This window comes from Winogradskyella immobilis (genome assembly GCF_021887715.1).
GTDB classification, from domain to species: domain Bacteria; phylum Bacteroidota; class Bacteroidia; order Flavobacteriales; family Flavobacteriaceae; genus Winogradskyella; species Winogradskyella immobilis.
On the sequence record NZ_JAIQXX010000003.1, the window covers coordinates 161723 to 183540 of the forward strand.

The following is a 21818-nucleotide window of genomic DNA, read 5'->3' on the forward strand; positions in this document are numbered from 1 at the left end:
TTAATATCTATCAAACGCTATACCAAAACTATTTTTTTCAATGATATTTAGAAAAAAGTAACATCTGACATCATGTCATATTTGTTTCAATGGCATAGAGATTGACTATGGTATAACGAGTTAAAAAAATGAATAGTATTATAATTTCCGTGAAAACGGAAAAATGATTTAAACAACACATATATTATGAGTAAGATTATTGGAATTGATTTAGGAACAACAAACTCTTGCGTTTCCGTAATGGAAGGTAACGAGCCTGTTGTAATCCCAAACGCTGAAGGTAAACGTACAACACCTTCAGTTATCGCTTTTGTTGAAGGCGGAGAAATTAAAGTTGGTGATCCAGCAAAAAGACAAGCAGTAACAAACCCTACAAAAACAGTTTATTCTATAAAACGTTTTATGGGTAACAAATATTCTGAATCTAAAAAAGAAGCAGAACGCGTACCATATACAGTAGTTAAAGGTGACAATGACACACCGCGTGTAGATATTGATGGTCGTTTATATACACCACAAGAATTATCTGCAATGATTCTTCAAAAAATGAAGAAAACCGCTGAAGATTATTTAGGTCAAGATGTATCTGAAGCTGTAATTACAGTGCCAGCGTATTTTAACGATGCACAGCGTCAAGCCACTAAAGAAGCTGGGGAAATAGCAGGTTTAAAAGTGAGACGTATTATTAATGAGCCAACTGCAGCAGCATTAGCTTATGGAATGGACAAAAAAGGAGTTGACCAAAAAATCGTAGTATTTGATTTTGGAGGAGGAACGCATGATGTTTCTATACTAGAATTAGGTGATGGCGTTTTTGAAGTATTATCTACAGATGGAGATACACATTTAGGAGGTGATGATGTTGATCAACGTATTATCGATTGGTTAGCTGAAGAATTTAAAGCAGACGAAAACATGGATCTACGTGAAGATCCAATGGCTTTACAACGTCTTAAAGAAGCCGCAGAAAAAGCTAAGATTGAATTATCATCATCTGCGCAAACAGAAGTAAATTTACCATATGTTACAGCAACTGCTAGTGGACCAAAACACTTAGTACGTACATTAACACGCTCTAAATTTGAGCAGTTAATAGACGATTTAATTAAGCGTACAATAGAGCCATGTGAATCTGCATTAAAAGCGGCAGGTTTATCTAAGAGTGATATTGATGAGGTTATTTTAGTTGGAGGTTCAACACGTATTCCTGCGGTTCAAGAAGCTGTAGAAAAATTCTTTGGAAAATCACCAAGTAAAGGAGTTAACCCAGATGAGGTTGTATCTCTTGGAGCTGGTATTCAAGGTGGTGTATTAACTGGTGATGTTAAAGATGTATTATTATTAGATGTTACTCCATTATCTCTTGGTATTGAAACTATGGGTAATGTAATGACGAAGCTGATAGAAGCTAATACAACGATTCCTACTAAAAAATCACAAGTATTTTCAACAGCAGCAGATAATCAACCATCGGTTGAAATTCATGTTTTACAAGGTGAGCGCCCAATGGCACCAGATAATAAAACAATTGGACGTTTCCATTTAGATGGCATTCCACCAGCAAGACGTGGAACACCACAGATTGAAGTTACTTTTGATATTGATGCTAATGGTATTATTAAAGTATCTGCAACAGATAAAGCGACAAATAAAACTCAAGACATCCGTATTGAAGCCTCTTCAGGATTAACAGAAGAAGAAATTCAAAAGATGAAAGCTGAAGCTGAAGCTAATGCAGATGCAGATGCAAAAGCAAAAGAAACAGCAGATAAATTGAATAGTGCTGATGCTATGATTTTTCAAACAGAAAGTCAACTTAAAGAATTTGGAGATAAATTATCAGATGATAAGAAGCAACCAATTGAAGAAGCACTTGAAGAGTTGAAGAAAGCTTACGAAACTAAAGATATCGCTATTATAGATCCTGCTTTAGAGAAAATCAACGAAGCTTGGAAAGTTGCTAGTGAAGAAATGTACAAAGCGCAAGCAGAAGCTCAAGGTGGAGCGGCAGGACCAGATGCAGGAGCACAAGGTCAACCAGAAGCAGAAGGAGACAACGTTGAAGACGTAGACTTCGAAGAAGTCAAGTAGCCTGTGCTGAGCGAAGTCGAAGTATAGACTTCGAAGAAGTCAAGTAGCCTGTGCTGAGCGAAGTCGAAGTATAGACTTCGAAGAAGTGAAATAGGTCTAAAGTCATAAGACAAAAGACATAAGTAAAAGTAAAGCCCAATACAGCATTGGGCTTTACTTTTTTCTAATAAATCGTTTTGAACTTTTGGTTCGTTTTGTTTCAAGACAAAATGAAGAGATAAAAACTTTATTTTTGAACATATAATAACAAATAATGCCTTTTTCAGATAAAATTAAATCAAGCTATAATCCAAAACGTTTAGCTGTAAAGTTAAATGCAAAAGGAGAACAATTTGTTGTAAAAGGACATCCCTGGGTGTTTTCAAACAGTATCGTAAAAATTAATGACGATGCAAAAACTGGGGATTTAGCAATAGTTTTTAGTAAGAATAAGAATAAAGTTATTGGCTTAGGTTTATACGATGCAAAATCACCTATACGAATAAAGATAATTCATAATGCAGAAACTAAGGCCGAAGTTAATACTGAATTCTTTCATGCTAAAATAAAAAAAGCGTTCTCCTTACGCTCTGAGTTATTAGAAACTAATACTAATAGTTATCGATTGTTATTTGGGGAGAATGACGGTTTTCCTGGTTTAATTGCAGATGTATATGCTAATGTTTTAGTAGTTAAACTATATTCTGAAATATGGTTACCATATTTAAAACCTATTTTAGAAAATCTTCAAGAAACTTCAAAAGCTAAAACGATAGTCATGCGTTTAAGCAGAAGTCTTCAAAATAGTACCAATCATAGTTTAAAAGATGGGGAAGTTATCTATGGGACTTTAGATAATGAGGTTGTAGAATTTGTAGAACATGGAGTTCACTTTTCGGCAAATGTCATTAAAGGTCATAAAACAGGTTACTTTTTAGATCATAGAGACAATAGACGACGTGTAGGAGAATTAAGTAAAGGAAAAACTGTGCTCGATGTGTTTTCTTATGCAGGAGGATTTTCAGTACATGCATTAGCAAATGGAGCTGATGAGGTTATAAGTTTAGATATAAGTAAACAAGCTTTAGATATAGCAAGAGAAAATGGAAAATTAAATAATTATTCAGGAATACATAAAACCATTTCAGGAGATGCTTTTGTAGAAATGAAAAATCTTATAAAAAGAAAAAAGAAATTTGATGTTGTGGTAATTGATCCACCAAGTTTTGCAAAACAACAATCAGATATTGAATTGGCTAAGAAAAAATATACACAATTAGCAGAATTAGGAGTTCAGCTCACAACTAAAAACGGGTTATTAGTATTGGCGTCTTGTTCATCTAGAGTATTAGCACAGTCTTTTTTCGATTTAAATCAACGTGTTTTAAATGCACAATCAAGACTTTTTGAAACGATATTAAAAACTAAACACGATATAGATCATCCTGTTACATTTACAGAAGGAGCATATTTAAAATGCGGTTATTATCGATTCTTAGAATGAAACTATTATGCATGCATAGTAAAATATTAGTATATTTGTAAAAACAGATTTAACCAGGAGATAATTATGCAAACCAAACTCACGCAATTACTCAATATTAAATATCCAATCATTCAAGCACCAATGTTCTTGGTATCTAATGTTGCTATGGTAACTGAGGCGATGAATGCTGGTATAGCAGGTTGTATTCCGGCATTAAATTATAGAACACTAGATGAATTAAGAATAGCTTTAAAAGAGCTTAAAGCTAATAAGGTAGAAGGAGGAGCATTTGGTTTTAATTTAATTGTCAATAAATCGAATTTAAAATATAAAGGACAGCTCGAAGTGATCTGCGAAGAAGGCTGTGATTTTATAATTACTTCATTAGGAAGTCCTGAAGAAACTATTAGACAAGCGCATAAAGTAGGAATAAAAGTGTTTTGTGATGTTGTGGACTTAAAATTTGCTAAAAAAGTAGAAGGCCTTGAAGCTGATGCAGCTATTGCTGTAAATAATGAAGCAGGTGGACATCGCGGAAATCTTACGCCAAAAGCTTTGATAGGTCAATTAAGTAATGAATTATCTATTCCTGTAATTTCTGCTGGAGGAGTTGGTTGTAAAGCAGATATAGATAGTATGTTGAGTTATGGAGCAGAAGGTGTATCGGTTGGAAGTCCTTTTATTGCTTCCGTAGAAGCTGGAGTTACTGATGATTATAAACAGGCTTGTGTAGATTATGGAGCTAAAGATATTATAATGACTGAACGTATTTCAGGAACTCCATGCACAGTTATAAATACTCCATATGTTCAAAAAATAGGAACCAAAGCCACTTGGATAGAGAACTTACTCAATAAAAACAGGAAATTAAAGAAATGGGTAAAAATGATTCGTTTTTCAATAGGTATGAAAGCTACCGAAAAGGCCGCAAAAAAGGCCACATATAAAACGGTTTGGGTTGCAGGACCTAGTATTGAGCATACCAAAGCTATTCTTCCTGTTAAAGCGATTGTAGATAAACTGATTAATTAGTTTTAAATAAAAGAAAACTCTAAATTTATAGGCATTTTTAACCAAATTCTAAATCTAGAATAATGTCTTATATAAAATCCATTCGTATTTTATTCTCTGTAGTGTTTATTACAACGTTACTATCTTTTTCATGTAAACCAGAAAACAAAACTATTGAAACCGTAGAGGTTGTTTCTAATTTAACCAAACCAGAACGTATTAAGCATACAGTAGATTCCGAAGGACATCCTATGGCATTATGGGAAAAGAAAGCTAATAATCCAAAAGGAATTGTGTTGTTCATTCATGGACGTACTTGGAGTGGAGTGCCAGATTTCGATTTGCAAGTAGAAGGAGAAGATTTATCTTTAATGGATGGAGTTATAGAACAAGGATATACCACATATGCTTTAGATTTAAGAGGTTATGGCGGTACACCTAGAGATAGTACAGAATGGAATACGCCAGAAAAAGCCTCTAATGATATTTTAAATGTAATGAAATGGATTTCTGCACAAAACGGTAATCAAAAAGTACATTTGTTTGGTTGGTCTAATGGGTCTACATTGTCGTTATTAGCGGCACAGAAAAACTCAGAACACATGGCAAGTTTAACGTTATTTGGGTTTTGGTTAGATTTAGATTATACATTTCAAGAAAGTCCAAAAGACATTCAGTTAAAAAAATTAAAAACAACAGCAGAGAGTGCTGCTAGCGATTTTATTATATCAGGAAGTATTAGTCAAAATGCGATTGATACTTATGTAAAAATGGCACTAGAAAGTGATCCAATTAAAGTAGATTGGAAAGACGAAGTTATATATAATACATTGAGTCCAGAACAAATTGAAATACCAGTTTTAATATTACAAGGTGAGTTTGATCCTATTGCTCCAACCGATAGACAAGCCAAATTATTTACGCGTTTAAAAACTGGAGATAAAAGTTGGATTGTTATTTCTGGAGGAGATCATGCAGCATTTATGGAAACACCTAGGCCACATTTTATCAATTCGTTTACTGGGTTTATCAACCGTTTTAATCCATAAAAGTGGAGGAGCATTTTTACATTTCAGATATTGATTTTTTACAACAATTTAAAGATTGTAAGTTAGATCCTAAGTTGTTTTCTCACGAGGCACATTTAAGATTAGCTTGGTTAATGATTAGTAATTATGGAAAAGATAAAGCTTCAAAACAAATCCAAGAACAATTAAAAAAATTTGTCGTTTTTGTTGGAGCTAGAGATAAATATAATGCAACCTTAACAGTAGCTGCCGTATATATAACACATCATTTTATGCAAAAATCTAAATCTAGTAATTTTAAAGATTTTATAATTGAATTCCCTAGGCTAAAAACTAGTTTTAAAGCTTTAATAGAAAGCCATTATAGTTTTGATGTATTTAATTTAGAAACGGCGAAAGCAGCATATTTACAGCCAGATGTATTACCTTTTGATACAATTTAAGAAATAAAAAAATTAAATATGTCCTCGTTTATAGTTTAATAAGCGTCTTAAGTATATAAACAATTAAATTTTAAAACTTATGAAAAATTTCATGATGATTTTCGTTGGAAAAGAATACACAGACCTTGGTTTATCTCCAGAAGAAATGCAGGGTAGAATGGAGAAATGGTTTGCTTGGGGAAGTAAAATGGAAAATGCAGGTATTTTAAGAGGTGGTGAAGCTTTAACTCCACAGATAAGACGTGTTGTTGGTAAAAACAGAACAGTTACAGATTTAACTTCTGCTGAAGTAAAAGAAATTGTTGGTGGATTTTATTTAGTAGAAGCCGAAGATTTTGATACAGTGCAAGAGATTGCTCAAGATTTTCCAGATTATGATTTAGGAAATACTGTAGAGATTCGTGAAATCATGGTATTTGATAGATAATGGAACATAAACTAGTAGACCATCTATTTCGTCATCATAGTGGAAAGATGGTCTCTGTTTTAATACGTATTTTTGGGCTACAACATCTAGACATTATAGAAGATGCTGTACAAGATACATTTATAAAGGCCAGCTTATCATGGCGTAAACAACAACCAGAATATCCTGAAGCTTGGCTAACCAAAGCCGCAAAAAACAGAGTGTTAGATATTTTTAGAACGCTCAAAACTCAAAAAAAGCATTATTCAACTATTACTACAGGTACAGATGCCATCGCTATCAACGAGTTGTTTTTAGATACCGAAATTGAAGATGCACAGCTAAGAATGATATTTACTGCTTGTCATCTTCAGCTAGATCCTAGAGATCGCATATCCTTTGCTTTAAAAACGGTTTCGGGTTTTAGTACTAAAGAAATTGCTTCAGCATTACTCGCAAAAGAAGATACTGTCAAAAAGCGTTTAATGCGCGCCAGAAAGGCTATTAAAAAATCTGATATACAATTCAATATTCCTAAAGGAAAAGCATTACCAGAGCGTTTAGAGAGTGTTATGGAGGTATTGTATCTCATTTTCAATGAAGGATTTCACTCTAATAATAAAGAACAATTAATTAGAGAAGATTTGTGTGGAGAAGCTATGCGTTTATGCCAATTATTACTAAAGCGTAAAGACACAAGATCTCCAGAGACTTATGCGCTTTTTGCATTGATGTGTTTTCATTCTGCAAGATTAGAAACTAAAGTAGGTGTCAATAATGAAATACTAGGCTTAAAACAACAAGATAGATCTTTATGGCATTTTCCATTAATAGAGCTTGGAAATAACACCATGCATAAAGCAGTAGAAACAGAAAGTTTTTCATGTTATCATTACGAAGCAGCTATAGCTGCAGAGCATTTGCGTGCTAAAACTTTTGAAGACACCAATTGGAACAAAATTTTAAAGTGGTATGAGGCATTAGACCAACTACAACCAATGTCATCTCATCAGTTAACTATGGCAGTAATATGTCTACAAAAAGAAGATTATGACGGTGCAAAAGATCATTTAAAGAAAATAAATCCAGAAGATTTTGAACAGCGAAAGTATTTATACTATGCAACTAAAGCAGATTATTATTTTAATATAAAAATGTTAGAAAAAGCATTAACGAATATAGATATAGCTATAGAAAATGTTACAAATAATTTAGAGCGAGACTATCTTTTAAAAAAGAAAACGAAATGGTTAAATAATACGAGTAATTAAAAAAGGCGTAATTTTATAAATCTAAACGAATTACATTAAAACCAAAATGATTATGAATACAAAAAAACAATTCCGATTATTAGTTCTTAGTTTAGCCTTAATTATAAGCGCTTGCGGAGAAACTAAGAAAGAAACAGAGACAACTCAACAATCTAAAGAAACAGAAGAAGTAGCTAAAGCACCAATATATAATACTGAAGATCCAAGTTCAATTTTGGCATCTATAGAATATGCACATGGTGGATGGAATGATCTTTGGAGTAAAAAAGATGTACAATATACTTATGATTATCGTCTTCCAGATGACAAGGCAGATGTATCTATGGAGCGTTATATTTTCGATACCGAAGCGTCCTTTGCACATTATACACAGCATGATGTTAACGCTATGCCTGGTGCAGAAGGCGATATGATGCAATATTTTGATGGAGAAACAACTATAGCTATGTTAGGTGACAAAAAAGTAGAAGACCCACAAGCAGTTGGTACTAGTGAGTTTTTAAGACGTGCAAATTATTTTTGGTTTGTAATGCCATATAAGCTAAACGACGCAGGTACTATTGCTAAATATATGGGGCAAGAAGATTATAACGGTACTATGTATGATAAAGTAGGAATCACTTACGATTCTGAAATCACTGGAAAAGAACAAAACGATATTTATATTTTGTATGTTAATCCAGAAACAAAGATGATTGATCGTTTCTTTTTCTCTTTGCCAGCATTAGGAGTTAATGTACCAGCGATTATTGCAAATTACGAATATGAAGATGTAGAAGGACAAAAGATAGCAACAAAACGCACGTATTTTATGCCAAATGAGAATGGTGAGTATGGCGAGATACCTAGTATCAACCAAACCTTAACTAATATTTCATTTAATAATGGATTTACACCAGAAAACATAATGAGTGTTGAATAAAACTAATTGATATAAATATATAAAAGGAAGCATTTAATGCTTCCTTTTTTGTTTGTAAAAACTTTTGCTTGCTATAATATTGATAGTTAATGACTTTAAGAATTCACACTAGATTTTATAAATCATTAATTAGAATAACAGCAATAATTTTATAATTTAGGACACTGTAATTAACCCTATATTATTACAATGAATCAACCATTTCAAATAACAAAATTTAATTTTGGAACTTTACAATTCTATGAAAATTATGTCATCTCTACTCAAAATGAAGGAGTTCATATTGGAATTAATGAGCATAATAAAATAATGAGCACAATTATTGACTACTTCGGTGATAAGAAATTTATATATATCGCTAATAGAAAACATTCTTATTCTATAGATGTTATGGTGTATTACGAAGTGATAAAAGTTAAAAATCTTTTGGCTATAGCTGTAGTCAATTATTTAAAGACTAATGTAAGTACCTATACTATGGAAAGTCATTTCTTAAAAAAGAAATCGAAAGAATTTGATGAACTAGAAACCGCTATTAAGTGGGCAAGTACACTCCTAGAAAATTGAAAATAGAATTAGTATTACAGAATAATTAATAACATTTAAACAAGGTTATTTATATAATCAACATTAACAACGTGCTTGCCATTAAACGGCATAATAGACAAGCGTTCTCCAAATAAATCATTTGCTTTTATAATCTCTTTTTTAATACGATTTGCATCTATATATTCATCCTCAGTACCATAGATCAGTTTAACATTGCAATCTTTCGATAAATATTTAAAATCATCGGCGATTAATTCTATAGGAATTCCGCCAGAATGCAATACCAATTGCGAACATTGCAATTGGCGTTTAACCATATAACGCGTAGCAATACTAACTCCTTGAGAATAACCTAGAATTATGAGATTTACATTTTTTGGAATAACTTCTTTATCTAAAACAGCATCTATATAATTTAAAATATTGTCCATGCCATCACTAGTATTATCTCGAGTTAACCAATTAGCGCCGACATGCATTTTAGGTTGTATATAATATTTACTGGGCGCTTGTGGTGCAATAATGTAATTTTCTTCAGAATTTAAATCTTTAAAATACTTTAAAAAATAGCGACTTAGATAGCCCATGCCATGACAAACCAACCATACATTTTTAGTTTGTGCTGTCAATTGGTTTAATGTAGAATATGAGTTGCTAGTGGTATATGTGATTTCTTTTTCTTCCTGATTCATTTTTATTTGTAGTTTCAGTACTTTTGTTTTCTGCCATTAAAAGTAGGCATTACTATGCAAATATCTAAAGAAGAATTATTGAATCAAATCAATGCTGTAAATAAAAATACGCTAATGGAAACTTTAGGTATTGAAGTTGTAGATTATACAGATAATACACTAACAGCTCGTATGCCAGTGACACCAAAAGTTCATCAGCCAGATGGTGTGCTACACGGAGGAGCTACAGCTGCATTAGCAGAAAGTGTAGGTAGTTATGCAGCTCATATATTTACAGATAGAGATCAGTTTTTTGTAAGAGGTTTAGAGATTACTGCAAATCACCTAAAAGCCGTTAAAAGTGGTTTCGTTTATGCAAAAGCTACATTTTTGCACAAAGGACGTACAACTCAACTTTTAGATATTAGAGTTACAGATGATGAAGATAATTTAATATCTATTTGTAGATTATCTACAATTACATTACCAAAACAAAAGTAAAATGGACGCTCAAACATTTTTTGACGCGTTAACAAAACACTATTCAGAAGATCTACCTTTTGTAGTTTACAGTAGACCTGTAGATTCTAAAATAAAGTGTTGGCTTCAGAATGATGATGCATACTATACGACAAATACATTTACTGAAAGTGGATTTGTTTTTTCTCCGTTTAATTTAGATGAAAAATCGATACTTATACCTAGTGACAACAGTACTCATTTAAGTATCAAGGTTGAGATGTTAGATGTAGAAATGCCTGCTAATAAAACGACTACCGAACCAGATAGCCAATCACATATAAAATTAGTTACAGAAGCAATTAAAACTATTGAGGACTCCGATTTGTCTAAAGTGGTATTATCGAGATGCAAAACTGAAACTATACAGGATGATCCAATAACTGTTTTTAAACGTTTATTCAATACTTACAAAAATGCTATGGTATATTGTTGGTATCATCCTAAGGTTGGACTTTGGTTAGGTGCTACTCCAGAGTTATTGTTAAAAGTAGAAGGGAAGCAGTTAACTACCATTTCTTTAGCTGGGACAAAACCTTATAACAAAAACAATGAAGTACAATGGTCAGCTAAAGAATTAGAAGAACAGCAAATAGTTACTGATTATATTACAGAACAAATAAAACCTTATGTTCAAAGCATAAAAACTTCCAATATAGAAACTGTAAGAGCAGGTCAATTATTACATCTAAAAACTAGGATTACTGCACGTTTAGATCATAAAGACTCACGTTTAGAAGATATCATTTTGGCATTACATCCAACACCAGCAGTGTGTGGTTTTCCTAAAACTATAGCTAAAGCATTTATCTTAAATAATGAAGATTACAATCGCGAATTCTATACAGGATTTTTGGGAGAACTCAATTTAAAAAGTACAAATACAAGAAATATCAACCGAAGAAATGTTGAGAATAATGCTTATGGTGTTGTTAAGACGCAATCTAATTTTTATGTCAACTTGCGTTGTATGCAAATACAATCTAATAAAGCATTAATTTATGTCGGAGGCGGAATTACAAAAGCTTCCGAGCCCCAAAACGAATGGAATGAGACCGTTGAGAAAACGAAAACAATGCTAAAAGTCTTATAGCAAAGCCACATGCTTTTTTGTATGTTTGTATTATAAATGAAGCATTCAAAAATCCCTTTATCTCAAACTATAGTTGCATTATGTAAAGCACATAATATTACTCATATTGTTATTTCTCCTGGAAGTAGAAATGCACCTTTAACTATTGGTTTTACTCATAACAATGATTTTAAATGCTATAGTATTGTCGATGAACGTTGTGCCGCTTTTTTTGCTTTAGGTATGGCTCAACAATTACTACAACCAGTTGCCGTAGTTTGTACTTCTGGCAGTGCATTGTTAAATTACTATCCAGCTGTATCCGAAGCATTTTATAGCAGAATTCCTTTAGTTGTGATTTCTGCAGATCGACCAGAATATTTATTAGATATTGGAGATGGACAAACGGTGAAACAAAAAAATGTATATGGAGATCATGTGTTTTATAATGCTAATCTTAAACTAGATCTACAAAGTAGCGATAAGGTAGATACTTTAAATCTTCAAAATGAAATAAATAAATACAATACCTCTGAAATTAATTTAGCTTTTAATAAAGCAAGATTAGAATCGGGTCCAGTACATATTAATTGTCCTTTTAACGAACCTTTATACGAAATAATAAATGAGTTATCTGTAAATATTGCACCTAATATTGAAGAAAAATTGAATATTAATGGTTTTGATGAAGATTTAACTAATTATATTAACCAATGGGATAAAGCAACACGAAAACTCATTTTAGTCGGGGTAAATTCGCCCAATACTATAGAGCAACAATGGATAGATGCTTTTGCTAATGATAATAGTGTTATTGTGTTTACAGAAACAACTTCCAATATACATCATGAATCCTTTTTTCCTGGAATAGATAAAATAATAGCACCTTTAGAAGACGAAGATTTTTTAAAACTTCAACCAGAAATCTTATTAACTTTTGGAGGATTAGTGGTTTCAAAAAAGATAAAAGCATTTTTGCGTAAATACCAACCTAAACAGCATTGGCATATTGATCCGTATTCAGCAAATGACACGTTTTTTTGTTTAAAACATCATTTTAAGGTGACGCCAAATCAGTTTTTTTCTCAGTTTATCCCTAAACTTTCTAAGGTAGTAGAGAGTAATTATAACCCGTATTGGTCAACTGTAAAATCTAAACGAAGAAAAAAGCATGAAAACTATCTAGAAACGATTCCGTTTTCAGATTTTAAAGTATTTAATCGACTTTTGCAATCATTACCTAATGATAGTCAATTACAGGTAGGTAATAGTTCTGCGATTAGGTACACACAGCTGTTTCAAATGCCTAATGATGTTACGGTATTTTGTAATAGAGGTACAAGTGGTATTGACGGGAGCACAAGTACAGCTATTGGAGCAGCATTAGCTTCTGGTAAAAGAACAACCTTTATAACAGGAGACTTGAGTTTCTTTTACGATAGCAATGCGTTGTGGAACAATTATATACCAAATTCGTTTAGAATTATTGTCATAAACAATAGTGGCGGTGGTATATTTAGAATACTTCCAGGTCATAAAAACACAGAAAATTTCGATACTTATTTTGAAACCAAACACCAACTTACTGCAAGCCATCTATGCGATATGTATGGGTTTTATTATAGTAAGGCAAGTAATGATTCTGAATTAAAAACAGAATTATCTAAATTTTATAATGATGAAAATCAACCTAAACTTTTAGAAATTTTCACACCATCAGAGATCAATGATGAGGTACTCTTAAACTATTTTAAGTTTATAAAGTAAAATTTAAGTTAACATGTGACTTTTTACTATTCAATGTGTCTTAAAAATAGTTACCTTTAAAATCTTAACAATCAAAATTATTTAAAAATGAGTAAAAGAGACGACTTAATAGTAAAATACGCTGCAGATTTAAAAGATAAATGCGGAGTTAATCCAGATATGGATTTATTAACCAAAGTTACAGTAGGTTTAGGACCTTCAATATACAATGCAGATTCTTCAACAGTTTCAGGTTCTGACGAGAAAGAATTAGCAACGGTTAAAAATAATTTTCTAATCAAAAAATTAGGGCTTAGTGATAGTGGAGATTTAGATGGCGCTATAGATTCAGTAATAGAAACTTATGGACGCTCTAATAGAAATAAGTACAGAGCTGTGATTTATTATATGTTAGCAAAACATTTTAAAAAGGAGTCTGTTTATAAATAAGAAATTGTTCTCAGATCGATTAAGCGTTATTGTTCTTTATAGAGCGGTAACGCTTTTTCTTTATCCTTAAATTTATATCAGTATCTGAAAAAAATATCAATACCTTTGCCGCATGATACACTTAGGAGAATACAATACCTTACGAATACTTAGAGATACTGAACCAGGTCTCTTTTTGGGTGATAATGAAGAAAACGAAGTATTGTTACCTAACCGTTATGTGCCAGAAACTTTTGAAATTGATGATGAAATAGAAGTTTTTGTGTATTTAGATAACGAAGAACGACCTGTAGCAACAACAGATCATCCGTTTATTATAGTAAATGACTTTGCACTTTTAAGATGTAATCAAGTTAATGATTATGGTGCTTTTTTAGATTGGGGATTGGTAAAAGAATTGTTTTGTCCATTTAGAGAACAAGCGTTTAAAATGAAGAAAGGCGGCTGGTATTTAGTGCATTGTTACTTAGATACTGAATCTAACCGTTTGGTCGCTTCTAGTAAAACCAATAGCTTTTTAAATAATAAAGAACTTACTGTCGCTCAGTTTGATGAAGTAGATATTATTGTATCTCATCCTTCGGATTTAGGGATGAATGTTATTATTAACAAGGTGCATTTAGGACTAATTTTTAAAGATGACATTTATAAAGATATAAGTGTAGGAGATCGATTAAAAGGCATTGTCAAAAAAGTAAGACCAGATAATAAATTAGATATTTCATTAAACCAAATTGGCTATAGAAATATTGAGCCCAATGCCGAGTTTATTTTAAATGAGCTACATGATAATAGTGGTTTTATCCCTTTGCACGACAAATCCAGCCCTGAAGCTATAAAAGAACAGCTTGAAATGAGTAAAAAAAGCTTCAAAAAAGCTATTGGCACACTATATAAAGAACGTCAGATAGAGATTAAATCAGATGGTATTTATCTCAAATAAAAACAGTTAATCTTTTACTATAATTAGAATAATAGCATTGCTATTATTTCCTTATTTTTACACTACAAATTTCAAGTAGAATGAGTCAGATAGATTGGGTAACGGTTAAATCTTATGAAGATATAACGTACCAAAAAAGTAATGGAGTTGCCAGAATAGCATTTAATAGGCCTAACGTAAGAAATGCATTTCGTCCAAAAACTACTTCAGAGCTTTACGATGCTTTTTATGATGCTAATGAAGACGTAAATATAGGCGTGGTTTTATTAAGTGCAGAAGGTCCATCTACTAAAGATGGAGTTTGGAGTTTTTGTTCTGGAGGTGATCAAAAAGCCAGAGGACATCAAGGCTATGTTGGAGATGATGGCTATCACCGCTTAAATATTTTAGAAGTGCAACGGTTAATTCGTTTTATGCCAAAAGCAGTTATTGCTGTTGTTCCGGGTTGGGCTGTTGGTGGAGGACATAGTTTACATGTTGTTTGCGATTTAACTCTAGCAAGTAAGGAACATGCTATTTTTAAACAAACAGATGCTGATGTAACCAGTTTTGATGGCGGTTATGGATCTGCGTATTTGGCAAAAATGGTAGGGCAAAAAAAAGCAAGAGAGATCTTTTTCTTAGGTAGAAATTACTCTGCTCAAGAAGCATATGAAATGGGAATGGTAAATGCCGTAATTCCACATGCAGAATTAGAAACTACAGCCTATCAATGGGCACAAGAAATATTAGCTAAATCTCCAACTTCTATTAAAATGCTAAAATTTGCAATGAACCTTACGGATGATGGTATGGTAGGACAACAAGTTTTTGCAGGTGAAGCCACACGTTTAGCATACATGACTGATGAAGCTAAAGAAGGAAGAGATGCGTTTTTAGAAAAACGCAAACCAAACTTTGATAAAAAATGGATTCCTTAATTTTTAACATCTGGTGATGAAAAATCTAAAACCTTGGCTTTCTGCTATGCGTCTAAGAACGTTGCCTTTATCTGTTTCGGGCATCGTTATAGGAACCTGTTTGGCAGCATACAATGGCAGATTCAATATATGGATATTGCTACTAGCCATACTAACAACAATAAGTTTACAAGTACTGTCTAATCTAGCTAATGATTATGGAGATGGAGTACGAGGAACAGATAATGAAGATCGTGTTGGGCCTAAACGCGCCATACAAAGTGGAGCTATTACGCCAGATCAAATGTTAGAGGCTATTAAAAAGAATATTCTAGTAGTTATATTCTCTACCTTAGGTTTAATTTATGTGTCTTTTGGGCATACTAATCTTTTGTATGTTATACTTTTTGTCTTTTTAGGTGGCCTTTCTATGTATGCGGCTTTAAATTACACAATGGGTGATTCTCCATATGGCTATAGAGCTTTGGGAGATGTTTTTGTATTTATATTTTTTGGGTTTATAAGTGTCATAGGTACTTATATACTTAATGTAAAAACAATAGATCACTTAGTTTTTCTTCCTGCTACAGCTTTAGGGTTGTTAAGTGTTGGTGTATTAAACTTAAATAACATGCGAGATATTGAGTCTGATGAAAAAGCAGGTAAAATAACGCTAGCAGTTAAATTAGGTCATAAATTAGCCAAACAATACCATTATGTTTTAATTGTTGGAGCTATGGTTACTGCACTTGCATTTGGTTTGCTTTATTATGTAGAACCTTATAATCTATTATTCTTACTGAGTTTTATTCCTTTAATAAGGCATTTAATGCATGTTAAAAATGCTAAAGTTCCGAGTGACTATGATAGTCAATTAAAGGTTTTAGCATTGTCTACATTTTTATTTTCCTTATTGTTGGGTATTGGGTATTATCTTTATTAATTCAAATTATATTTATGAAACAACTTCTAACCATTACCATATGCTTAATAGCTTTAATTAGTTTTTCTCAAACGACTAGTTTGTCTGTTATGGAGAGCAAAGAGTTTAAGGATGATGTGAAGTCGAATAAAATTTTAGCATTACATACAACAGAGATAGGCGTTACAGCTGTAGTTAGAGATTCAAAAAAGAATTTACTTTTTGATTTATTCGATAAAGATTTAAATAAAACATATTCTAAACTTATTGAAATAAGTAAAAAAGAAAGTTATTTAGGAGATTTATTTTATGGTGATGAATTAAAGTTATTTACACTATTTAAAGAAAATAAATTTGATCGTAAAATAGCATGTCATGTTTTTAATTTAAAAGATAAAACACATAAAAAAATTGAATTGTTTTCTGCAACAGTAGATAAAAACCAAGCTTTATTTTCAGGAAGTTCTAAACGTGAAACAGGTTTTGCACTTTCACCAGATGGTGGTTCGTTAGTTATAGCAACAGATAATATTAAAAAGAATTCAAATTCATATACTGTTAGAGTCTTTAATGCGAATACATTAGAATTGGAATATAAAAAATCCTATCAAGAAAGTACAGAAAAATTCTTTGAGCCTAATGATATAGCTATAGACAATTCTAAGAATGTTTATGTTGTAGGTAAATTGTTTTTAGAAGGAAAAGCTAAAAAGAAGAAAGATAAAGCAAATTATAAGTTTATTCTAAATAAAATTTCAGAATCTAAAGTTGATAATTTAGAAATTAAGCTAGAGACAGAATTTATATCTTCATTGAATATTAATAGATCTGATCAACTTAAGTTGTACGGGTTTTATTCAGATAAAAGAGATGGACGCATTAAAGGCGGATGTAGTTTTGTTATAGATGAAAACACATTAAATGTTATTAATAAAAATAAAAATGTGTTGCCAAAGTCCGTTTATGATGATTTGTATGGTTATCGTAAGGCTAATAAAAAAGAAGGTAAAGAATTAAGTAGTTTTTATTTAGATCATATTTTAGAAGATAACCAAGGTAATTCGTACTTAATAGCGGAAGAGTTTTATATCACTACACAATATGTGTCTAATGGAGCTGGTGGTGGATATTGGACTACTGTGTATCACTATAATGATATTCTTATTTTAAAATTTACTTCTAAAGGTAATTTAGAATGGGGAAGAAGTATCTTTAAACGATCTACTAGTCCATCATATAATGTGTTTTTAAAGAATGATGAGTTACATGTAATACTAAATTCAGGTAAAAACTTAACAGAGAAAAAAGACGGTAGAACTAAAGTGTCTAAAGGTTGGTTTGAGTCTTCAGCTTTATATGATTTTGCCTATGATGTTTTAGGAGAAGTATCCTATAATAAAATTCAAGATAATAAAGGAAAAACATTTTATCTTCCGTTTTACGGAGCATATCAAGGAGACCGATATATTATGGTAAGTTCAGGAAGAAAGAAAAAACAATTTATGTCTTTGCAATAAAAGACTTTTAATTTTATCATGAACACCAATTTCGAGACGTCTTATCATATTAATGAAAAGCATCATTTTTGGTTTAAGGCTCGAAGATCTTTTGTAAAACAGTTACTATATGAAACATCTAAGGATAGTAAAATTCTTGATATTGGATGTTCTTCAGGAGTACTAATACAAGATTTAATTGATTGTGGTTTTAATGCTAATAATATTCATGGTATTGATATTAGTGAACGAGCTATAGAGCGAAGCAAAGTTTTGGGGATAAAACAAACCCAAATTATGGATGCTCAGAATATTAAATTCTCACATACTTTTGATTTACTTATTGCATCAGATTGTTTAGAACATTTAAAGAATGACAATCAAGCCCTTCATAATTGGTATAACTTGTTAAATCCAGGAGGTAAGCTGATCGTTTTTGTTCCTGCGTATCAGTTTTTATGGAGTAGACATGATGAAGCAAATAACCATTATAGACGTTATACTAAATTAGGTTTGAAAAGAAAATTAATCGCTTCAAACTTTATTATTGAAAAAGCAAGTTATTGGAATACATTATTATTTCTTCCTATAGCTTTAGTCCGATTATTCAACAAACTGTTTTTATCAAAAGCAAAAACAAATACGTCTACACTAAAAACTCCAGTTGGTAATACTTTATTTTATAGCATACTTAAACTTGAAAACAAGCTATTGTCTAAAATTAGCTTTCCTTTTGGTGTAAGTACATTCTGCGTTGTAACAAAACCTAAAAAGTGAGTATTTTTGCTATATAATTATGGAGGCTACTTATCAACGTTATATTTTAAATTTTAAAAGACCTAGCGGTACATCTCGGGGAATAATGACAACCAAAGAGACTTGGTTTATTATTATTAATCATAAAGAAAAAACGGGTATTGGTGAGTGTGGTATTTTAAGAGGCTTATCTATTGATGATCGTCCAGATTACGAAAGCAAATTAAATTGGGTTTGTAAAAACATAGATTTAGGATTAGATGAATTAATTGATGCACTTGTTGAATTTCCGAGTATTCAATTTGGTTTAGAAATGGCATTTAAATCTTTAGAGAGCAATACTCCGTTTCAGTTGTTTCCATCTTGGTTTACCTCAGGTGAAGATAATATAGCCATTAACGGCTTGGTTTGGATGGGAGATGAAGCATTTATGCGAACACAAATTAAGGATAAAATCAAAGCTGGATTTACATGTATAAAATTAAAGATCGGAGCAATAGACTTTCAAACGGAGTTGAATATTTTAAAAACGATTAGAAAAGAATTTTCTATTTCTGATATAGAATTACGAGTAGATGCTAATGGTGCTTTTAAACCTTCTGAAGCTTTAGAGCAACTCAAACGCCTATCAGAATACCAGTTACATTCTATAGAGCAACCCATTCAACCCAATCAATTTGAAGATATGGCAAGACTTTGTGATCAGACTCCTTTACCAATTGCTTTAGATGAAGAATTAATAGGAGTATTTTCTGTAACAAAAAAGAAAGAACTACTACAGACTATAAATCCACAATATATTATTTTAAAACCGAGTTTAATAGGTGGATTTAAAGGAAGTGATAAATGGATAAGCCTTGCAAAAGAGTATGATATAGGTTGGTGGATAACAAGCGCTTTAGAAAGTAATGTTGGTCTTAATGCCATAGCACAATGGACTTATACTTTAAAGAACAACAAGCCTCAAGGGCTCGGAACAGGAAGTTTATTTACTAATAACTTTGATTCGCCATTGCTAGTAAAAAATGGTACTTTGCATTATAATATAAACACTAATTGGAATTTTAAATTATGAAATTAGATTACATACAACAAGCATATAACGGATTATATGATTCTTGGAGATATATTATAGGAACTATAATAATATTTATTGCATGGCAATTTATAGGAGCGATACCTTTAGGGATATTTCTAATTGCTAAAGTTTTTAATGGAGCTACTATGGCAACTGATATACCTGGAATGGTAGATATGTTAGGAAGTAATTTATTTCTGTTTTTAATGCTTGTTTCATTCGCAGTAGGTTTAGTCGGTGTAATATTATCTGCAAAATTATTACATAAACAGTCCTTTAAGAGCTTAACTACTGCTAGAAATAAGATCGATTGGAAACGATTTTGGTTTATCTTTATTTTATGGGGAACTATCTCTTCTGGCTTAGTATTATTAGATTATTACTTAACTCCAGAAGATTATGTGTTTAATTTTAACGCTAAAGCTTTTATAATTTTAGCAGTTATAGGCATTCTATTATTACCGTTACAAACAAGTTTTGAAGAGTACTTTTTTAGAGGCTATTTAATGCAAGGACTAGGAGTAATATTTAAAAACAGATGGGCACCTTTAGTTTTGACATCTGTAGGCTTTGGAATGTTACACATTTTTAATCCAGAAGTAGACACACTTGGTCCTGTAATAATGATATTTTACATAGGTACAGGCTTTATATTAGGTATAATGACACTTATGGATGAAGGTTTAGAGTTAGCATTAGGGTTCCATGCAGCCAATAATTTATTTACAGCATTATTGGTAACAGCAGATTGGACAGCATTACAAACAGATTCTATTTTAAAAGATATATCAGACCCTAGTAGAGTGAGTTTTGTAGAAATAGCGGCACCAGTGCTTGTAATATATCCCTTAATATTATTTATTCTATCAAAAAAATACGGATGGAAAAACTGGAAAGAAAAATTATTTGGTCCAGTAGTAGAGCCACTTAAAGACGATTACAAAGTCATAGAGTAATGACACCTAATTACACGAATATCCATAATCGTTTTAAGTATAATGGACAGCATTTTAATTCATCTCAATTAAAAGAACTTGCTTATAATTTAGTTAAAGAAGAGAAAGATTATAAAATCGTTATAGGGCGTTTTTTGTTAGATTGGTTAGATGACAATGCTACAATAGAAGTAGAAACATCTGGTTCAACTGGTACGCCAAAGCGTATCACCATAGATAAACAAGCAATGGTGAACTCTGCACTTGCTACGGGTTCTTTTTTTAAATTAAAACCAGGCGATTCTGCTCTACATTGTTTGCCAACTCAGTTTATAGCTGGTAAAATGATGTTGGTTCGTGCATTAATTTTAGGTTTAGAAATAGATTGTATAGCACCAACAACTAATCTTGTATTTGATTATAAAAAGCACTATCATTTTTGTGCTATGATTCCGCTTCAAGTTGCAAATACATTAGCGTATTTGTCAAATATTAAAACCATTATTATAGGAGGAGCTTCAATTGGTCAAAACGTATTGAAAAAAATAGAATCTTGCCCTAATCACTTTTATGAAACCTATGGAATGACAGAAACAGTAACCCATGTTGCTATCAAACCTATAACGTCTAAATCACAGAAAGGTGAAGATTGCTTTTCAGCGTTGCCAAATGTTCTATTTAGTATTGATGACAAGCAATGCTTAGTTATTAATGCTTTAAAACTATCAAAGGAATCTATAATAACGAATGATGTTGTTGATTTAAAGTCCAAAACTACTTTTAAATGGTTAGGACGTTACGATTCTGTTATCAATTCTGGTGGGCTTAAATTATTTCCAGAACAGATTGAACAACAACTACAATCAATTATCAAAGAACGTTTTATTATTGCTTCAGAACCCGATGACGATTTAGGAGAGAAATTGATTCTTATTATAGAAAACCCAAGCAATGACATCGCTAGCATTGATAGGTGTATCCGTGATTTTTCTAACCTTAAAAAATTAGAAATCCCTAGAAAAATATATGCATTAGAAGCATTTGTAGAAACGCAAAACTCTAAAATTCAGCGTGCTAAAACTATATCTAAAGCTTTAGCATAGTTTACTCACCGAAACGTATACTTCACGCATTCTCAGTTTTTT

General features: G+C 31.7%; 22 protein-coding genes. 21 read left to right on the forward strand and 1 reads right to left on the reverse strand.

Annotated elements, in window-relative coordinates:
• Window positions 1-186: 186 nt before the first annotated feature.
• The 9 genes from dnaK (at window position 187) to K8Z87_RS03730 (ending at window position 9204) form a co-directional block, all read left to right on the forward strand.
• Entirely contained in the window at window positions 187-2091 is a 1905-nt protein-coding gene (gene dnaK, locus K8Z87_RS03690) for a molecular chaperone DnaK (protein ID WP_227476131.1), read from the forward strand.
• Window positions 2092-2344: 253 nt separating this feature from the next.
• Window positions 2345-3574, forward strand: a complete 1230-nt coding sequence (locus K8Z87_RS03695; protein WP_227476132.1) for a class I SAM-dependent rRNA methyltransferase — start codon at window positions 2345-2347, stop codon at window positions 3572-3574.
• A 66-nt stretch (window positions 3575-3640) separates the two neighbouring features.
• Entirely contained in the window at window positions 3641-4588 is a 948-nt protein-coding gene (locus tag K8Z87_RS03700) for an NAD(P)H-dependent flavin oxidoreductase (RefSeq protein ID WP_227476133.1), read from the forward strand.
• Window positions 4589-4650: 62 nt separating this feature from the next.
• Window positions 4651-5616 (forward strand): alpha/beta hydrolase, encoded by a 966-nt coding sequence (locus K8Z87_RS03705; protein WP_227476134.1) that lies wholly within the window; start codon window positions 4651-4653, stop codon window positions 5614-5616.
• Window positions 5617-5618: 2 nt separating this feature from the next.
• On the forward strand, window positions 5619-6038 hold the full coding sequence (locus K8Z87_RS03710) for a hypothetical protein (protein WP_227476135.1): 420 nt from the start codon (window positions 5619-5621) through the stop codon (window positions 6036-6038).
• Between the two features lie 79 nt (window positions 6039-6117).
• On the forward strand, window positions 6118-6465 hold the full coding sequence (locus K8Z87_RS03715; RefSeq protein WP_227476136.1) for a YciI family protein: 348 nt from the start codon (window positions 6118-6120) through the stop codon (window positions 6463-6465).
• Complete coding sequence (locus K8Z87_RS03720) at window positions 6465-7715, forward strand: RNA polymerase sigma factor (RefSeq protein ID WP_227476137.1); 1251 nt, start codon at window positions 6465-6467, stop codon at window positions 7713-7715. The genes K8Z87_RS03715 and K8Z87_RS03720 overlap by 1 nt, the downstream gene beginning before the upstream one ends.
• 52 nt (window positions 7716-7767) lie before the next feature.
• Entirely contained in the window at window positions 7768-8637 is an 870-nt protein-coding gene (locus K8Z87_RS03725; protein WP_227476138.1) for a DUF6503 family protein, read from the forward strand.
• Window positions 8638-8826: 189 nt separating this feature from the next.
• Window positions 8827-9204, forward strand: a complete 378-nt coding sequence (locus K8Z87_RS03730) for a hypothetical protein (RefSeq protein WP_227476139.1) — start codon at window positions 8827-8829, stop codon at window positions 9202-9204.
• Between the two features lie 35 nt (window positions 9205-9239).
• On the opposite strand, the gene K8Z87_RS03735 is transcribed toward K8Z87_RS03730, so the two are convergent.
• The gene (locus K8Z87_RS03735; RefSeq protein WP_227476140.1) at window positions 9240-9878 is read right to left on the reverse strand and encodes an alpha/beta hydrolase; all 639 of its coding nucleotides are present in this window, start codon (window positions 9876-9878) and stop codon (window positions 9240-9242) included.
• A gap of 54 nt (window positions 9879-9932) precedes the next feature.
• Here K8Z87_RS03735 and K8Z87_RS03740 point away from each other — a divergent pair, with 54 nt between their 5' ends.
• The 12 genes from K8Z87_RS03740 to K8Z87_RS03795 all read left to right on the forward strand — a co-directional run bounded on the left by K8Z87_RS03740 (window position 9933) and on the right by K8Z87_RS03795 (window position 21776).
• Window positions 9933-10358: a PaaI family thioesterase gene (locus K8Z87_RS03740; protein ID WP_227476141.1), complete on the forward strand. Its 426-nt coding sequence runs from the start codon at window positions 9933-9935 to the stop codon at window positions 10356-10358.
• Between the two features lies 1 nt (window position 10359).
• Window positions 10360-11469, forward strand: a complete 1110-nt coding sequence (locus K8Z87_RS03745) for a chorismate-binding protein (RefSeq protein WP_227476142.1) — start codon at window positions 10360-10362, stop codon at window positions 11467-11469.
• Between the two features lie 36 nt (window positions 11470-11505).
• The gene (gene menD / locus K8Z87_RS03750) at window positions 11506-13215 is read left to right on the forward strand and encodes a 2-succinyl-5-enolpyruvyl-6-hydroxy-3-cyclohexene-1-carboxylic-acid synthase (protein WP_227476143.1); all 1710 of its coding nucleotides are present in this window, start codon (window positions 11506-11508) and stop codon (window positions 13213-13215) included.
• 87 nt (window positions 13216-13302) lie between these two features.
• Entirely contained in the window at window positions 13303-13644 is a 342-nt protein-coding gene (locus tag K8Z87_RS03755) for a DUF2853 family protein (RefSeq protein ID WP_227476144.1), read from the forward strand.
• A gap of 112 nt (window positions 13645-13756) precedes the next feature.
• A complete protein-coding gene (locus K8Z87_RS03760; RefSeq protein ID WP_227476145.1) occupies window positions 13757-14587 on the forward strand; it encodes a CvfB family protein in 831 nt (276 codons plus the stop codon).
• Window positions 14588-14667: 80 nt separating this feature from the next.
• A complete protein-coding gene (locus K8Z87_RS03765; protein WP_227476146.1) occupies window positions 14668-15507 on the forward strand; it encodes a 1,4-dihydroxy-2-naphthoyl-CoA synthase in 840 nt (279 codons plus the stop codon).
• Window positions 15508-15523: 16 nt separating this feature from the next.
• The gene (menA, locus tag K8Z87_RS03770; protein WP_227476147.1) at window positions 15524-16429 is read left to right on the forward strand and encodes a 1,4-dihydroxy-2-naphthoate octaprenyltransferase; all 906 of its coding nucleotides are present in this window, start codon (window positions 15524-15526) and stop codon (window positions 16427-16429) included.
• 14 nt (window positions 16430-16443) lie between these two features.
• Entirely contained in the window at window positions 16444-17925 is a 1482-nt protein-coding gene (locus K8Z87_RS03775; RefSeq protein WP_227476148.1) for an NHL repeat-containing protein, read from the forward strand.
• An 18-nt stretch (window positions 17926-17943) separates the two neighbouring features.
• Window positions 17944-18681 (forward strand): class I SAM-dependent methyltransferase, encoded by a 738-nt coding sequence (locus K8Z87_RS03780; protein WP_227476149.1) that lies wholly within the window; start codon window positions 17944-17946, stop codon window positions 18679-18681.
• 19 nt (window positions 18682-18700) lie between these two features.
• On the forward strand, window positions 18701-19735 hold the full coding sequence (locus tag K8Z87_RS03785; protein ID WP_227476150.1) for an o-succinylbenzoate synthase: 1035 nt from the start codon (window positions 18701-18703) through the stop codon (window positions 19733-19735).
• The gene (locus tag K8Z87_RS03790) at window positions 19732-20694 is read left to right on the forward strand and encodes a CPBP family intramembrane glutamic endopeptidase (RefSeq protein WP_227476151.1); all 963 of its coding nucleotides are present in this window, start codon (window positions 19732-19734) and stop codon (window positions 20692-20694) included. The genes K8Z87_RS03785 and K8Z87_RS03790 overlap by 4 nt, the downstream gene beginning before the upstream one ends.
• Window positions 20694-21776 carry an AMP-binding protein gene (locus K8Z87_RS03795; RefSeq protein ID WP_227476152.1) on the forward strand — a complete coding sequence of 361 codons (1083 nt, stop codon included), beginning with the start codon at window positions 20694-20696 and terminating at the stop codon, window positions 21774-21776. Before K8Z87_RS03790 ends, K8Z87_RS03795 begins: the two co-directional genes overlap by 1 nt.
• The last annotated feature ends 42 nt before the right edge of the window (window positions 21777-21818 follow it).

What these genes read in the sequence shown, in the direction of transcription:
- K8Z87_RS03740 (WP_227476141.1), top strand. Translation starts at nt 9,933, where the DNA reads ATGCAAATATCTAAAGAAGAATTATTGAATCAAATCAATGCTGTAAAT.
- K8Z87_RS03730 (WP_227476139.1), top strand. Translation starts at nt 8,827, where the DNA reads ATGAATCAACCATTTCAAATAACAAAATTTAATTTTGGAACTTTACAA.
- K8Z87_RS03725 (WP_227476138.1), top strand. Translation starts at nt 7,768, where the DNA reads ATGAATACAAAAAAACAATTCCGATTATTAGTTCTTAGTTTAGCCTTA.
- K8Z87_RS03755 (WP_227476144.1), top strand. Translation starts at nt 13,303, where the DNA reads ATGAGTAAAAGAGACGACTTAATAGTAAAATACGCTGCAGATTTAAAA.
- K8Z87_RS03735 (WP_227476140.1), bottom strand. Translation starts at nt 9,878, where the DNA reads ATGAATCAGGAAGAAAAAGAAATCACATATACCACTAGCAACTCATAT.
- K8Z87_RS03715 (WP_227476136.1), top strand. Translation starts at nt 6,118, where the DNA reads ATGAAAAATTTCATGATGATTTTCGTTGGAAAAGAATACACAGACCTT.
- K8Z87_RS03745 (WP_227476142.1), top strand. Translation starts at nt 10,360, where the DNA reads ATGGACGCTCAAACATTTTTTGACGCGTTAACAAAACACTATTCAGAA.
- K8Z87_RS03700 (WP_227476133.1), top strand. Translation starts at nt 3,641, where the DNA reads ATGCAAACCAAACTCACGCAATTACTCAATATTAAATATCCAATCATT.
- K8Z87_RS03695 (WP_227476132.1), top strand. Translation starts at nt 2,345, where the DNA reads ATGCCTTTTTCAGATAAAATTAAATCAAGCTATAATCCAAAACGTTTA.
- K8Z87_RS03775 (WP_227476148.1), top strand. Translation starts at nt 16,444, where the DNA reads ATGAAACAACTTCTAACCATTACCATATGCTTAATAGCTTTAATTAGT.
- menA (WP_227476147.1), top strand. Translation starts at nt 15,524, where the DNA reads ATGAAAAATCTAAAACCTTGGCTTTCTGCTATGCGTCTAAGAACGTTG.
- K8Z87_RS03795 (WP_227476152.1), top strand. Translation starts at nt 20,694, where the DNA reads ATGACACCTAATTACACGAATATCCATAATCGTTTTAAGTATAATGGA.
- menD (WP_227476143.1), top strand. Translation starts at nt 11,506, where the DNA reads ATGAAGCATTCAAAAATCCCTTTATCTCAAACTATAGTTGCATTATGT.
- dnaK (WP_227476131.1), top strand. Translation starts at nt 187, where the DNA reads ATGAGTAAGATTATTGGAATTGATTTAGGAACAACAAACTCTTGCGTT.
- K8Z87_RS03765 (WP_227476146.1), top strand. Translation starts at nt 14,668, where the DNA reads ATGAGTCAGATAGATTGGGTAACGGTTAAATCTTATGAAGATATAACG.
- K8Z87_RS03790 (WP_227476151.1), top strand. Translation starts at nt 19,732, where the DNA reads ATGAAATTAGATTACATACAACAAGCATATAACGGATTATATGATTCT.
- K8Z87_RS03785 (WP_227476150.1), top strand. Translation starts at nt 18,701, where the DNA reads ATGGAGGCTACTTATCAACGTTATATTTTAAATTTTAAAAGACCTAGC.
- K8Z87_RS03780 (WP_227476149.1), top strand. Translation starts at nt 17,944, where the DNA reads ATGAACACCAATTTCGAGACGTCTTATCATATTAATGAAAAGCATCAT.
- K8Z87_RS03760 (WP_227476145.1), top strand. Translation starts at nt 13,757, where the DNA reads ATGATACACTTAGGAGAATACAATACCTTACGAATACTTAGAGATACT.
- K8Z87_RS03705 (WP_227476134.1), top strand. Translation starts at nt 4,651, where the DNA reads ATGTCTTATATAAAATCCATTCGTATTTTATTCTCTGTAGTGTTTATT.
- K8Z87_RS03720 (WP_227476137.1), top strand. Translation starts at nt 6,465, where the DNA reads ATGGAACATAAACTAGTAGACCATCTATTTCGTCATCATAGTGGAAAG.